Source organism: Streptomyces roseoverticillatus, from assembly GCF_000719265.1.
Taxonomy (GTDB): Bacteria; Actinomycetota; Actinomycetes; order Streptomycetales; family Streptomycetaceae; genus Streptomyces; species Streptomyces roseoverticillatus.
In genome coordinates, this window is the sequence record NZ_JOFL01000001.1 from 1 (window position 1) to 13937 (window position 13937).

Annotated in this window: 11 protein-coding genes and 1 pseudogene; 9 read left to right on the forward strand and 3 right to left on the reverse strand. The window is 73.5% G+C overall.

The window, feature by feature from the left end; all coding sequences use genetic code 11:
• Positions 1 to 474 (reverse strand): annotated as a pseudogene (locus IF61_RS34975) (transglycosylase SLT domain-containing protein); the annotation flags it as partial.
• Between the two features lie 106 nt (positions 475 to 580).
• Between IF61_RS34975 and IF61_RS0100010 the strand changes: the two are divergent.
• Positions 581 to 2107 (forward strand): SDR family oxidoreductase, encoded by a 1527-nt coding sequence (locus tag IF61_RS0100010; RefSeq protein ID WP_052392257.1) that lies wholly within the window; start codon positions 581 to 583, stop codon positions 2105 to 2107.
• A 132-nt stretch (positions 2108 to 2239) separates the two neighbouring features.
• Positions 2240 to 2692, forward strand: coding sequence for a hypothetical protein (locus IF61_RS0100015; protein WP_107042940.1), 453 nt, complete (start codon positions 2240 to 2242; stop codon positions 2690 to 2692).
• 102 nt (positions 2693 to 2794) lie between these two features.
• Here IF61_RS0100015 and IF61_RS0100020 read toward each other — a convergent pair whose 3' ends face one another.
• A complete protein-coding gene (locus IF61_RS0100020) occupies positions 2795 to 4354 on the reverse strand; it encodes an ADP-ribosylating toxin (RefSeq protein ID WP_030364034.1) in 1560 nt (519 codons plus the stop codon).
• 250 nt (positions 4355 to 4604) lie between these two features.
• Here IF61_RS0100020 and IF61_RS0100025 point away from each other — a divergent pair, with 250 nt between their 5' ends.
• The 7 genes from IF61_RS0100025 (at position 4605) to IF61_RS0100055 (ending at position 12753) form a co-directional block, all read left to right on the forward strand.
• A complete protein-coding gene (locus IF61_RS0100025; protein ID WP_030364035.1) occupies positions 4605 to 5288 on the forward strand; it encodes a Crp/Fnr family transcriptional regulator in 684 nt (227 codons plus the stop codon).
• A 184-nt stretch (positions 5289 to 5472) separates the two neighbouring features.
• Positions 5473 to 6339 carry a hypothetical protein gene (locus IF61_RS0100030; RefSeq protein WP_043187279.1) on the forward strand — a complete coding sequence of 289 codons (867 nt, stop codon included), beginning with the start codon at positions 5473 to 5475 and terminating at the stop codon, positions 6337 to 6339.
• On the forward strand, positions 6336 to 8636 hold the full coding sequence (locus IF61_RS35675; RefSeq protein WP_052392258.1) for a hypothetical protein: 2301 nt from the start codon (positions 6336 to 6338) through the stop codon (positions 8634 to 8636). Before IF61_RS0100030 ends, IF61_RS35675 begins: the two co-directional genes overlap by 4 nt.
• 73 nt (positions 8637 to 8709) lie before the next feature.
• Positions 8710 to 9909, forward strand: coding sequence for a hypothetical protein (locus IF61_RS0100040; protein ID WP_052392259.1), 1200 nt, complete (start codon positions 8710 to 8712; stop codon positions 9907 to 9909).
• Positions 9906 to 10430, forward strand: a complete 525-nt coding sequence (locus IF61_RS0100045) for a Pycsar system effector family protein (protein ID WP_030364039.1) — start codon at positions 9906 to 9908, stop codon at positions 10428 to 10430. Before IF61_RS0100040 ends, IF61_RS0100045 begins: the two co-directional genes overlap by 4 nt.
• A 615-nt stretch (positions 10431 to 11045) precedes the next feature.
• Positions 11046 to 12143, forward strand: a complete 1098-nt coding sequence (locus IF61_RS34985; protein ID WP_052392260.1) for a M48 family metalloprotease — start codon at positions 11046 to 11048, stop codon at positions 12141 to 12143.
• Positions 12144 to 12264: 121 nt separating this feature from the next.
• On the forward strand, positions 12265 to 12753 hold the full coding sequence (locus IF61_RS0100055) for a glutathione peroxidase (RefSeq protein WP_030364041.1): 489 nt from the start codon (positions 12265 to 12267) through the stop codon (positions 12751 to 12753).
• A gap of 46 nt (positions 12754 to 12799) precedes the next feature.
• Here IF61_RS0100055 and IF61_RS0100060 read toward each other — a convergent pair whose 3' ends face one another.
• Positions 12800 to 13855 carry an aldo/keto reductase gene (locus tag IF61_RS0100060; protein WP_030364042.1) on the reverse strand — a complete coding sequence of 352 codons (1056 nt, stop codon included), beginning with the start codon at positions 13853 to 13855 and terminating at the stop codon, positions 12800 to 12802.
• Positions 13856 to 13937: the final 82 nt, after the last annotated feature.

Consider the following 13937-nt stretch of genomic DNA (forward strand, 5'->3'; position numbering starts at 1 on the left):
CGACTCACGCATCACGTTCTTCTTGATGCCCTCGTACGAAGCCGGAATGCCCTTGGCCCGCAGAATGTCCAGGGCCTCACTGATCCAGCCGTCCACATTATTGGCGTACGTCTTCTTCGCCGGAGCGGCGGGCTTGGCCTCGAGGGCCTTGCGCTCGGTGGAACGGTTGGCGGCCTGCTTCTCCGCACGCTCCTTCTCGGCGCTCGCCTTGCCGGCGTCGGCCTTGGCGGCCGTGACGGCGGCGGCGGTGTGCTGCTCCAGCGCGTCGTGCTGCGTCTCACCGAAAGCCTTGGCGTTCCACGCGACCGTCTTCACCGCAGCGGTCGACGCACCGGAGGCGGAGGCGGTGTCGGCGGCGAAGGCGTGCGGGGCGACAGCGACCGCGACGACGGCGGCACCGGTCGCGGCAATGCCGGCAACGGAGAACTTGTGAATCTTCGGGAGACGGGTATAGCCGGAGATGGTGGAGCGCATAACTGAGCTGAACCTTCCAATCGCGGATGTCGCCCGGCCCTGAAGCGCGAGCGCGGTACTGCGTGGCGTCAACCAACCCGGGGACGCGTAGGGAAACGTGGAGCCCATGGACACCAGCGCGCACGTCCCCGGCACCGCAGCGGAACCGTCCCGCGTGCTCGTCGTCGGTGCGACGGGCTACATCGGCGGGCGGCTCGTGCCCGTGCTGCTCGGGGCCGGGTACCGGGTGCGGTGCCTCGTCCGCGAGCCGCGGCGGCTGCGGGACCAGCCGTGGGCCGACCGGATCGAGACCGTCAAGGCGGACGTCACCGACCCCGGCACCCTCCCCCCGGCGTTCGAGGGCGTGGACGTCGTCTACTACCTCGTGCACGCCCTCGGCGCCGGCACGGACTTCGAGGAGAAGGACCGGCGGGCCGCGCTCGCGGTCGCCCGGACGGCGAAGGAGGCCGGCGTACGGCGGATCGTCTACCTCGGCGGGCTCGCTCCCCGGCAGGTGCCCGAGCGGGACCTCTCGCCCCATCTGCGCTCGCGCGCCGAGGTCGGCCGCATCCTGCTCAACAGCGGCGTGCCCACGGCGCACCTGCGCGCCGCGGTCGTCATCGGCTCGGGTTCGGCGTCCTTCGAGATGCTGCGCCACCTCACCGAGCGGCTCCCCGTGATGATCACCCCACGCTGGGTGAACACGCGCATCCAGCCGATCGCCGTCCGTGACGTGCTGCGCTGCCTGCTGGCCGCGGCCCGGCTGCCGGACGAGCTCAACCGCGGTTTCGACATCGGCGGCCCCGAGGTCCTCACGTACCGGCAGATGATGAACCGCTACGCGGCCGTCGAACACCTCCCGCGACGCCTCGTCCTTCCGGTGCCGGTGCTCACGCCCGCGCTGTCGAGCCTCTGGGTCGGCCTGGTGACCCCGGTCCCCGGCAGCATCGCCCGGCCGCTGGTGGAGTCGCTGCGCCACGAGGTGGTCTGCCGCGAGCACGACTTCGCGCGCTACGCCCCGGATCCGCCCGAGGGGCTGCTGGGCTTCGACGAGGCCGTCCGCCTGGCCCTCAAGCGCGTACGGGACGCGGACGTGGCCACCCGCTGGTCCTCCGCGTCGCTGCCCGGCGCTCCGAGCGACCCTTTGCCGTCGGATCCCCAGTGGTCGGGGGGCAGCCTCTACGAGGACCGCCGCGAGGTGGCCGTGGCCGCACCGGCCGGGGAGCTGTGGCGGGTGGTCGAGGGCATCGGGGGCGACAACGGCTGGTACTCGTTCCCGCTGGCGTGGTCGGTGCGCGGGCTCCTGGACCGGCTCGCCGGCGGCGTCGGGCTGCGCCGCGGCCGGCGGGACCCGCACTCCCTGCGCATCGGCGACTCCCTCGACTTCTGGCGCGTCGAGGAGATCGAGCGCGGCCGTCTGCTGCGGTTGCGCGCGGAGATGCGCCTGCCCGGGCGCGCCTGGCTGGAGCTGACGGTCACTCCGGACGGGCCGTCGCGCGCCGTCTACCGGCAGCGGGCGTTGTTCCGCCCGCACGGCCTGGCCGGGCACGCCTACTGGTGGAGCGTGACGCCCTTCCACGCCGTCGTCTTCGGCGGCATGGCGCGCAACATCGCGGGGCGGGCCGTCGCGGACGCTCCGGCACCGGGCACGTGAAGGAGCCCAGCGCGCTACGGGACCCAGGAGGCGCGCGCCGCTTCCCGCACCACCGCTCGCCCGAGCCGTACCGCACCGTTCGGGCGTCACTCCGTGTCTGATAGGGACAAAGCGGGAAAAGGAGACCGATCCATGCCCATGCGCGTACCCCTGTCCACATACCGTTCGCGTGCCGCCGGCGTCACCGCAGGCTGCGCCCTGGCCCTCGCGCTGAGCACGGCCGGCATCGCCGGTCCGGCGCCGGTGGCCGCAGCCCAGCCGAAGCAGTACACGGCGGCGCAGGTCCGCAGCTTCCTCGTGAAGTTCTACGGCCAGCACGGCCCGAGCGCGTCCGACCGGATCCACAAGGTCGATGCGGAGCTCCGGCGGAGGGCCGCGGCGGCCAAGGGCCAGGACGTGCTGCTCTGCGCCCGGAGCACTCCGCGGCACATCGTCGTCGGCAAGGTCACGGCCGAGCCGTCGGGCATGGGGTGGGCCACGGTCACCACACGGTGGAAGGCCGGCCCGGACAAGCACCTCACGGCGTACGTGGGCCTGAAGGGCAGCCTGCCGTTGAAGCTGTACGACGTGACGTGCGACGGGTGAACCGGCAAGAACAAGAACCTGCCCTCGTACGTGGACGCCCGGAAGTCCGTCACCGGCAGCTGACGGTGACGGACCCGGGAGCGGACCGCGGGCGCTTCGGCGTCAGCGCTCCCAGTCCTCGTTCCAGATCAGGGTGTTGCACTGCGCGATCTCGGACTTCGCCCGGACCACCGCCCGCTGCTTCGACTCCAGGACCCTGCCCTGGTCCGTCTTGAGCCGGTAGAAGACGTCGAAGGTGCGGGTGGTGCCGTAGCCCTTGGGCACCAGCCAGCCGGGGGACTTCCCGTCGGCCACCGGGTACGTGTACTCGCTGCCGCCCCGCTCCCGCACCACGACCTGCGTCTTCGAGGGGACCTTCTCGTTCGCGGGCACCTTCCCGGCCGTTTCCCACAGGACGTCCATGTACGTCCACCACACGCTGCACGGCAGGGACGCCCGCGGCACGGGCAGCATCGGCAGGGCTCCGGCGTCGAGGCGCGGCGCCGGGGGCGGGTCGGCCGTCGCCGTGCGGAAGACGTCCACGAGCACCTCGACGAGCTGCTCGGTGAGGAGGACGGCGTCGACGACCTCGCCGACGACGGGGACGACCTGGGCGGCCGCGAGCGCGGCGAGGGCCACGGCGTTGACGGCGATCGCCTCGGGGTCGCCGTGCTGGATCCCGTCGGCGATGCCGAGCGCCTGGCCGAGGCCCGGGACGACCGCGCCGGTGACGGCGGCCTTGTCGAGGGTGGTGGCGTTCTTGTCGGAGAACGTCTTCGCCATGCCGTAGACCCAGGTCCCGACGCCGGCGGCGGAGGCGGCCACGTGGGCGCCGCTGACCTCGCGGACCTTGGCGTGGGTGAGCTCCGCGGTGGAGTGCGCCTCGCCCCAGGTGGGCCCCTTGGGGCTGCGCTTGGGCAGCCGCTCCACGTGCTCGGCGTCCTGTGCGACCTTCTTCGCCGTGGCCTTGGCCTTCTCCTCGACCTTGTCCCAGTCCACGGGCAGGCAGCGGTCGGCCGACCGCTTGACGCGTCCGGTGGGGGCGAGGCAGTTGGCCGGGGCCGCCGCGTAGATCGCGGCGTCCATGGCCGAGTTCTTGCCGCGGAACTCGACGGCCTTCTCGGCCTTGGCGCGCTCGGCCATCTTCCAGGGGACGATGAACTCGCTCTGTCCCGTGCCGTCGTCGGCGATCTTCAGGACGGTGTTCTTCTCCCCGAGCGCGTCCATCAGCGGCTTGCCGGCGGGAACGCCGAACTCTTCCTTGACGAATCTCAGCTGGCGGTCGAGGAAGGCGTCGCCGGTCTCGTCGGCTCTGTGCGCGAGGTGGACCGTGGCCACGTTCACCTCGTCCGGCAGGGTCACCCGGACGACTCCGCCGGCGGCCGTGCCCTCCTCGTTGGTGCTGTAGCCGGCGGCGTGCCCGGTGGTCTCGGCCAGGTAGAGCCCCTTCCAGTCGGGGTCGTGGTTCCCGGCGCTGCCGACCGGGCGCAGCCCTTCGAGGATCGAGTCGAGGTGGCCGGGCTTGTAGCCGTGGAACGCTTCCAGGCCGGTCTGCGTGGCCTGGGTGATCCGGTCGCCGCCGGGGGCGGGGGTGGGGGCGGCGTGGGCCGGTTCGGCGGAAGCGGCCGCCATCATTCCGGCGAAGGCCGTGGTGGCGAAAACGCGCTGCGTCGATATGCGCATACTGCTCCTCATGCGTGACGAGGGGGGACAGGAGGGGTGATGCGGAAGTTGAGGATGATCCTGCCGTAGAGGATGAGACCGGGAACATTGGCCTCAAGCAGGACAGTCCGCGCCACGACCCCCGCCGGGGGAACGGCCCACCCCCGCCAACCGGAGGGGTTTAGTCCGCGGTCGTGGCCGTACTCTCCGTCTTCCCGCATCCGGACCGGACGCGGAGGCCGTCGGGCAGGCGGGAGAGGAGAGGCAGGCGATGGAGTTCGAGGACCGTGTTCCCTTCGTGGTCCGGCTGGAGGCCGAGGACCGGCAGGCGCTCTTCGAGAGCGCGACGCCCCTCGTCTTCAGCGCCCGGCAGGTGCTCCTGCGCGAGCACGAGCCCACGGCGCACGTGCTGATCCTGCTCTCCGGCTGGACGAAGGTGACCTCCGCGGCCGCCAACGGCTACGAGGCCCTGCTCGCCCTGCGCGGGCCCGGCGACATCGTCGGGGAAGGGGCCGTGCTCAGCGGGCGCCCCCGAGGGGCGACGGTGACGGCGCTGGGACGGGTCGAGACGCTGGCCGTCGACGCGGACCGGTTCAGCGGCCTCCTCGACGAACGGCCCGACATCTCCCGGAAGTTGCTGGCGCTGACCGCGGACCGGATGCGCGACAGCGACCGCCGCCGCCTGCAGTACGCGGCCCTGAACGTCCAGGAGCGGCTGGCCCTGCTCCTGCTGGAGCTGATCCGCAGCCACGGCGAGGAGGCGGAGGACGGCGTGCAACTGACGCCCGGGCTCACCCAGAGCGAACTCGCCGGCTCGGTCGGCGCCTCCCGCGAGGCCGTCGCCCGGCTGCTGAAGGGGCTGCGGGAGCGCGGCATCGTCCGCACGGGGCGGCGCGGGCTGGTGGTGATGCGCCCGGACGTGCTGCGGAGGATGGCGCGCCAAGGGGACCGGTGACGGGGCGGCGGCCGGCGGGTCCCGCGCTTCCCGGGGGCCGTTGTGTGTACGCCGTCACATCGCGAGTGTGCTAGTTTCCGTCGCCTCAAACTCCGTTTCAGTGGCACCTTTCCAGTGTCAAGAAGGCCTTAACGGCCCATGTCTCCAAAGGCCTTCACGGCCACGTCTCCAGCGGAAGGCGGCCATGCGCGAGCCTGTCAACCGGACCATCCTGCTCCTCGATATCGAGCGGTTCAGCCGCCGCGACGACGTGGTGCAGGCCGTGCTCCGGCGCACCCTGAACACGGTCGTCGACCAGACCCTGGTGACGGCCGGCGTCGAAGCCACCCAGCAGTACCGCGAGGACCGCGGTGACGGCCTGATCGTGCTCATCAGCGGGGACGTGGCCAAGACCGCGGTCCTGCGCGCGCTCCTCACGATCACGCCCGAACTCCTCCACGACCACAACCGGCTCGCCTCGGGCGGCGCGCAGATGCGCCTGCGGATGGTGCTCGCCGCCGGCGAGGTCGCCCACGACCCGCAGGCCGGCACCACCGGAGGGCTCGTCGGGCACGACCTCAACCAGGCCTTCCGCCTGCTCGACTCGGACGCCCTGCGCCGGGCGCTCGCCGAACAGGCGGACGAGCACTGCGTCCTGGCCGTGAGCACGCCGGTGTACGAGGGGGTGGTCCGGCACGGTCACCACGGGGTCCGGCCGGAGCTGTTCCGGCGCACGGACGTGACGGTGAAGGACGGGGTCCTGTCCGCGTGGATCCAGGGGGGCGGGACGGAGGTGCCGGCCGAGGGCGGGGAGGCCGGAGGCGTCTCCTCCCGGTCCCCCGCACCACAGCCCCCGGCCCGGGCGCAAGCTCCCGCTCCCGAGCGTTCCGGTGGCGCTGTCTTTCACTTCCACGGCGCTCCGGTGGTGCACGGCTCGCTGGTCGGCGGCGACCAGCACGGGGTGAGCGGCGGACAGGTCACCGGCGACGTCATCCTCGGCGGCTCCGGCACCAAGTCCGCCCCGGCCGACCGCGCCGGGGAATCCCGTACCGAGGACGGAGGCCGGTCGTGAACGCCCCCTACGAAGCCCCGTCGGCCGCCGGCGAGCCGGCGCCGGCAGCGTCCGCCCCGCCGGGCCACGACGCGGGCCGTGCTCCGGGCGCGGATCCGGAACCGGGCCCGGCCGGCCCGGACTCCGCAACCGCCACCGGCCCCGAGCCCGACCCCGAGACGGAGCACGCCTGGGACTCCCGCCGCGACCTCTACCGCCACAGCCCGGGCATCATGCTCGGCCGCTCCGCGCAGCTCGGCGGCTCGCTGGTCGGCGGCGACCAGCACGGCGTGAGCGGCGGACAGGTCACCGGCGACGTCATCCTCGGCGGCAGCAAGGTCGAATACCGTCTCGGCGGGGACGAAGAGGAGCGGTCCGGCGAGATCCCCGCCGCGGAAGTCGAGGCCCTCGCACGGAACTTCGCCTTCCCCTCCTGCGGTGAAGACGGAGACGGCGCACCGGGCGACACTTGGGAGCCCGGCAGCCCCTTCGGCCTCGCGCTCACCCGGCTCAGGGAACACCGCGTCGCCGTCCTCTCCGGCCCCGCGACCACCGGGCGCCGCGCCGCGGCCCTCATGCTGCTGCGCGCCGTCGGCTCGACGGCCTACCGGGCCCTGGACCCCGCGCTCTCCCCCGGGCGCCTCGCCGGGGAAGTGCGCGACGGGTGCGGGCACCTCATCGACGACTTCCCCACCAGCGCGGAACAGCCCCTGCGCGAGCACCACTTACGCGCCCTGAGCGAGAAGCTCGGCGCGGCCGGGAGCCACCTCGTGGTGGTGGTCGGGCCGCACCCCGTCGTCCACGGTGGCGCCGGGCCCGTCCCGTGGCGGCCGCCGGAGCCCGCGGCCCTGCTCCGCAGCCATCTGCGCCACAAGGACCTGGCCGGTCACAGCATCGGAACGCTCCTGGCCCTCCCCGAAGTACAGGCGGTCCTGGGACACCGGCGCCCCGTCGCCGACCTGGCCGCCTTCGCCGACCGCATCGCCGCACACGCCCAGGGGATCCTTCCCCTCGCCGGCCTCGCCGCCTACGGCCACTACGCCGCCGAGCGGCAAGTCCGGACCTGGTTCGACGGCACGGAACAGACCCTGCACGACAAGGCGTTCCTGATCGCGCTCGCCACCTTCAACGAGGCCCCGTACCCGCTCACCGCCGAGCTCAGCGACGTCCTCTTCGGCCTGCTGCAGCGCATCGAGAACCCCGGGGAGCCGGCCCGCATCCCCGTCTTCGGCACCTCCAGCGCCCAGCGCGTCGAACACGCACAGGCCGACCGTTACCTGGAGACCGAGGAGACCGAATGGGGGCCGGTGCTGCAGACGAAGGTGCAGTTCCGGGACCCGCTCACGGCCATCACCCTGCTCCGTGAGGTCTGGACCGGCCACCCGTCGGCCCGCCCCGCCCTCGTGACCTGGCTGCGCCGCCTGGCGGACGACCCCCGCCCGGTCGTCCGCACCCGGGCCGCCTCCACCGCGGCGGTCCTGGCGCACGCCGACCTGCCGTCGACCATGGCCCTCCTCATCCGCCCGTGGGTCTTCGAAGCACGGCTGCGCGCGCGGCTGGCCGCCGCCAACGCGCTCGCCCTCGCCCACCACCTGGGCGCGCCCCACGTGCCGCGCATTCTGCGGGAGTGGTGCACGACCAACGACCACCGGCTGCGCCGGGCGGCCGTGCGGACGTACGCCCTCGTGGGGGACGCCTTCGCCGGGGAGGCCGTCGAGGCGCTCCTGGCGGCGGTGCGCGCCATGGAGGCGCGGGGCGGACCGGTCCGCACGTGGCCGGCCGAGCTCGACGAACTCGCCCAGTCCGCCGCCGCCGTGCTGCTCGCGGCAGGCCAGAACGCGGGCGCGTGGGAGGCCGGGGGCGCCGCGGCCGAGCTGTGGCCCGCCCTCGTGCCGCTGACCCGCGGCGGCCTCGCCCGGGACTTCGTCCTGCGCACGGTCGTCCACGCCTGCGGTCCCGTGGACGGCGCCGGCGGCCGCCCGCTCCTCCTCGACCTGTTCGGCCGTGCCGAGGCCACCGCCGGCACCCCCGGCGCGCTGCTCCGGCAGTCGCTCGCCGCCCTGTGGCGCATGGTCCTCAACGACCCGCTGTACTCCGCGTCCGGCCTGGAGGCCATGCGCGGCTGGGTCCGGGCAGCGGGCAACGACCCGGACGCCGAACGGGTCCTCTCCGAGCTGCTCCCGCTGCTGGCCGTGTCCGTCGAGGACACGAAGCGGCTCGTCTACCTGCTGGAGAACCTGCGCGCCGGGGCGGACCCGGCTCCGCCCGCCGTCGCCCTCCGGCTGCGCGGGGAGCTGTCCCCGCCGCCCGCACCGTGACCGGCGCCGTGACCATCCGGCAGCCCCGCTCCACTCGTTCCCGCCTGCAACCGTCCCGAGGAGAAGCCGCACCATGAGCCCGCAGCCCCAGTGGCAGCAGGACGCGAACCGCCACTCACAGCTCGTCGACCCCGTCGTCACCATCCAGGAGCTGTCGCGCTTCAAACCGCTGCGCACCACGCGCGTCGACTACGCCCTGGTCTTCACCACGGCCCAGGGCGGACTGGACACCTTCCTGCCTCCGAGCCGCCCGAGCCGCGCCGAAGTCGCCACCCGCCGGTGGACCACCGTGTACGAGGTGGACATGGGCCTGCACGACGCCGGCGCGGTCCTCTCGCTGCCCAGCAGCAACGACGCCTTCCTCTTCGAGGTGACCCTGACCTGCAGCTGGCAGGTGCTGGACCCCGCGGCGTTCGTCTCCAGCGGAGAGCGCAACGTGCCCGCCCTCGTGCAGCGGCGCGTCGACGACGCCGTACGGCCCGTCCTGCGCGCGTACGCGATGGAGGACAGCGCGGCGGCGGACAAGGAGGCGCAGCAGGCCCTCGCCGCCGCCGGGCCGCTGGGCGCGGGCGCCGGGCTGCACGTGCGGTGCGGCATCCAGATCCGCCGGGACGAGGAGGCCCTGACGCACGCGCGGGAACTGCGCGACATCGAGTTCGCGCGGCAGAAGCTCGACCCCCAGCACGCCCTGCTGATGCGGGAGGACGAACTGGCGGCCGAGCGGGCGCTCGCCCAGGGACAGCACGAGCACCGGATCGAGCTGCAGCACCAGAACCTCGGGCACGAGCGGCAGCTGATCCGCGGGCAGCAGGAGCTGGAACTGCAGGAGATCGAGGCCCAGAAGATCCAGTACTACGCGTACTACCTGGAGCGCGGCGGGCCCGCCGCCCTGGCCTTCCACCTCGCCCAGCACCCCGAGGACGCGCGCATGGTCCTGGAGAACCTCCGGGCGGACCAGACCCACGCCATGCAGAACCAGCTGCAGGTCGCGCTGCAGGCGTTCGGCGGCGGACCGGGCCGACTGGAGGAGCACCAGCTGGACGAGCTGCGCAGGCAGACGATGAACGCGGCGAGGGGGGCGCTCATGCCCGACGGCGCGCCCGCGGTCGAGGGGCCGGCGCGCGACGACGCGTCCGACGGCCACGGGTCCGCGGTGGAGGGCGACGCCGTACCGCCGGCCGCACCGCCGCAGGAGCCCCGGGACGGGACGCCCCCGCAGGACGCGGGCCCCGTCTTCGGGTACCGTCCCCCGACGCCGCCTCCCGGCCGATGACGACCGGCGGGCCCGCGCCGACCGCCGCCGCACCGCGCACCGCCGAGCGGCTGCTCTCCGAACTGCGCCAGGAGGCGGCCCGAGCCGACACCAAGGGCTCCGTCCTGGTGGCGGCGCAGGGCATGGCCGCCTCCGTGCTCGTCGGCGTGCTCGCCGTCCGGGGCTGGCAGCCGGCGTCCCTCTCGCTCCTCGGAGAGGTGCTGTGGTGGGCGGGCGCGGTGTGCTTCCTCGGCTCGCTGCTCTCCCTGCTGATGTCGGTGATCCCGCGCTACCGGACGCGCGGTTGGCGCCCCGGCCTGCCGATCACCCACTTCGCCGACATCCGCGGGGCCGCCCGCCGTGGACCGGAGGCGCTGGAAGAAGCACTACGGGAGACCGAGCGCGCTCCCACGGCCGCGGTCCTCGCGGCGCTCACGGAGAACAGCCGGATCGTCGCCGGCAAGTACGGGTGGCTGCGCGCGGGCATGGCCGGTTTCACGACGGCGATGGTGCTGCTGCCGGGCGCGCTCCTCGTCGGCTGACCCGCCGGCCACCTTCTTTTCGTACGACCAGTCAGGAGGCGCACAGCCATGCCCGAACAGAACCGGCCCGGCACGCCCGAGGCACCACCGCCGACGGCTCCGTTACGGCAGGAGCCGCCGATGCCGCCGCCGTACCCGCAGGCACATGGGGCGGCGCCCCTGCCGGGGTATCCGGGGGAGGAAGCGGCGCCGGGGTATCCGGGCGAGGACGCGCCTCCGGCCTACCCGGACCCGGCAGAACCTCCGGCGTACCCGGGCCAGGAGACAACGCCGCCGTACCGTCACCAGGCAGAGCCCCCGGCATACCCCGAGCAGACGCGCCCTCCGGCCTACCCGGGCCCGGCAGAACCCCCGGCGTACCCGGGCCGGGAATCGCTCCCGGCGTACCCGGGCCAAGCAGGACCCCCGGCCTGTCCGGGCGAGGAAGCGCCACCCCCGTACCCGCGGGAAGCAACGCCCCCGCCGTATCCGGGTCAGGAGACCCCACCCGCCTACCCGCAGGAAGCACCCGCGGCGTACCCGGGCGGCAGCGCACCGCCACCGGCGTACCCCGCCGATGCGGCCCCTCCCGCCTCCCCCGGGCCCGTTCCGCCTCCCCCGGCAGGGGACCTCGGGGTGCCGCCCCGGCCGGAGCTCCCGCCGTCCGTCGCCGTCAACGCCGTCGGCCATGACGACTTGACGCTGCAGTCGGGGCGCAAGCACCTCAAGGCGTACCAGCGCGGAGTGGACGGCGCGGCCCTGTCCCAGCTGGTGGTGACGATTCCCACGGCGCTGATCAGTCTCGCCGTGGTCTCGTTCGCCTCCTCCCTGCTCAACCCCGTACTCGGCCTGGTGCTGCCCGTGGTGTGGCTGCTGTCCGGGCCCCTGGTCTTCCACCGCTCCGCCGAGGCGGCCATCGCCCGGTACGTGCTGCGCATGCGGCGCCCCACTCCCGCGGAAGCGGAACGGCTGAGCGCGGTGTGGGAGGAGGTGACGCGTCGTGCGGGGGTGAACCAGGGCACCTACGAGCTGTGGGTCCAGGAGCGTGCCGAGCTCAACGCGACGGCCGCGGCCGGCCACATCGTCGGTGTCACCCGGCACGCGCTGGAGCGGCTGCCGAACTCCCGGCTGGCGGCCGTCCTGGCCCACGAGCTGGGCCACCACGTGGGCGGGCACACGTGGGCGGGCATGCTCGCCGACTGGTACGCGCTGCCGGCCCGTACGGTGTGGCGGTTGATCACCACGGGCCTGCTTCTGCTCCTGGGCTCGAGGAACGTGGCGGGCATCGCCTGCGGGGGGTGTCTCTCCGTGACGTTCGTGTGGTTCGTGTACGTGCTGACGTTCACGGAGTCGATGTGGTGGCTCACCCTGCCGGTGGCGATCGGCCCGTTCCTCGTCGCCTGGCTGCACCGCCGGGCCGAGTGCCGGGCGGACGACTACGCGGCGGGGCTCGGGTTCGGCGACGAGCTGATGGCGGTGCTGGCCGAGGAGCACCAGGCGCGGACGATGCCGCCCGTGCCGGCCGCGCCGCCGGTGCCGCCGACGGCACCGGCACCGTACGGGACCTACGGGCCTCCCGCCCCGCCGGACGCTCCGCCGGCGCCCCCGCGGCCCGCCGAGGCCGAGCCAGCCGCCCACCCGGCAGTGCGCGGAGCCCACTCACGCTTCGAGGCCCGCCTGCAACACCTGCAACGCAAGGCGTCCGCCCGCCACCGCCTCACCGGGCGGCCATAGGGCCCGGAAGAAGACCGTGTGCCCCGGGGCCTGGAGGCCGGGCCGCGAGGGGCTGGGGCGGGGCGGGCATACTGGGGCGCGGATGCAGTGACCTGATCATGCAGAGAGCAAGGAGCACGACGTGTCCGTCCACGAAGTGGAGATCGGCGCCCTCCAGGGCGGCCCCGCGAATCTCGCGCAGTACCGCGGCAAGGCCGTCCTGGTCGTCAACGTCGCCTCGAAGTGCGGCCTGACCCCGCAGTACGCGGCGCTGGAGAAGCTGCACGAGAACTACGCGCCGCGCGGCTTCACCGTGCTGGGCGTGCCGTGCAACCAGTTCATGGGGCAGGAGCCCGGCACCGCCGAGGAGATCGCCTCCTTCTGCTCGGCCACGTACGGCGTGACGTTCCCCATGACCGAGAAGACCGACGTCAACGGCGCGGACCGGCACCCCCTGTACGCCGCCCTCGTCGGCACGCCGGACGCCGAGGGGCACACCGGTGACATCCGCTGGAACTTCGAGAAGTTCCTCGTCGGCCGCGACGGGAGTGTCCTCGCCCGTTTCAGCCCGCAGACGGAGCCGGACGCCCCCGAGGTGCTGGCGGCCGTCGAGGCCGCTCTGCCCGCCTGACGGCCCCTCCTTGCCCGCCGCCCGGCCCGCGGCGGGCAAGGGCGCGTCAGACCGCGCCGTCCGCGCGCCGCAGCGGGTGCGGGTTGAGCCGTGCGAAGCCTTCCTGGCGCTCGTACGGGAAGTAGGGGTACGGAGCCGCCTTCGCGCTCGCGGCGTCGAGCCGTGCCACCTGATCGGCGGTCAGGTTCCAGCCGAGCGCGCCGAGGTTCTGCCGCAGTTGTTCCTCGTTGCGGGCGCCGATGATGACGGAGGAGACGGTCGGGCGCTGCAGCAGCCAGTTCAGGGCGATCTGCGGGATGGTCCTGCCGGTTTCGCCGGCGATCTCGTCGAGGGCGTCGACCACGCGGTAGAGGAGTTCGTCGTCCACGGGCGGGCCGTAGTCCGCGGTGGCGTGCAGGCGGCTGCCGGCCGGCAGCGGCTGGTCCCGGCGGATCTTGCCGGTGAGGCGTCCCCAGCCCAGGGGGCTCCAGACGACGGCTCCGACGCCCTGGTCGAGCCCGAGGGGCATGAGTTCCCACTCGTAGTCGCGGCCGATGAGGGAGTAGTAGACCTGGTGGGCGACGTAGCGCTGCCGGCCGTGCCGGTCGGCGGCGTCGAGCGACTTCATCAGCTGCCAGCCGGCGAAGTTGGAGACGCCGGTGTAGCGGAGCTTCCCGGCCCGTACCAGGTCGTCGAGGGTGGAGAGGACCTCCTCGACGGGGGTTGCCGCATCGAAGGCGTGGAGCTGGAAGAGGTCGATGTAGTCGGTGCCGAGGCGGCGCAGCGCGTCGTCGACGGTCTTGATCAGGCGTGAGCGGGAGGTCCCGGCGTCCGCCGGGCCGTCGCCCATCGGCAGTCCCGCCTTGGTGGAGAGGATCACCCGGTCGCGGCGGCCCTTGACGGCGGCGCCGAGCACCTCTTCGGAAGCTCCGGCGGAGTACACGTCGGCGGTGTCGAACATGTTGAGCCCCGCGTCGAGGCAGATGTCGATGAGGCGGCGCGCTTCGGCGGCGTCGGTGTCGCCCCAGGCGCCGAAGAGCTCGCCGCGCCCCCCGAAGGTCCCCGCGCCGAAGCTCAGTGCCGGAACCATCAGTCCTGAAGCGCCCAGTCGTCGGTATTCCACAGCCGTTCCCTTCCCCTCACTATCGGGACGCACATCCCGTTAAGATGGGTCCACCGTAACAGAGCTCAGCCGCTAATGGAAT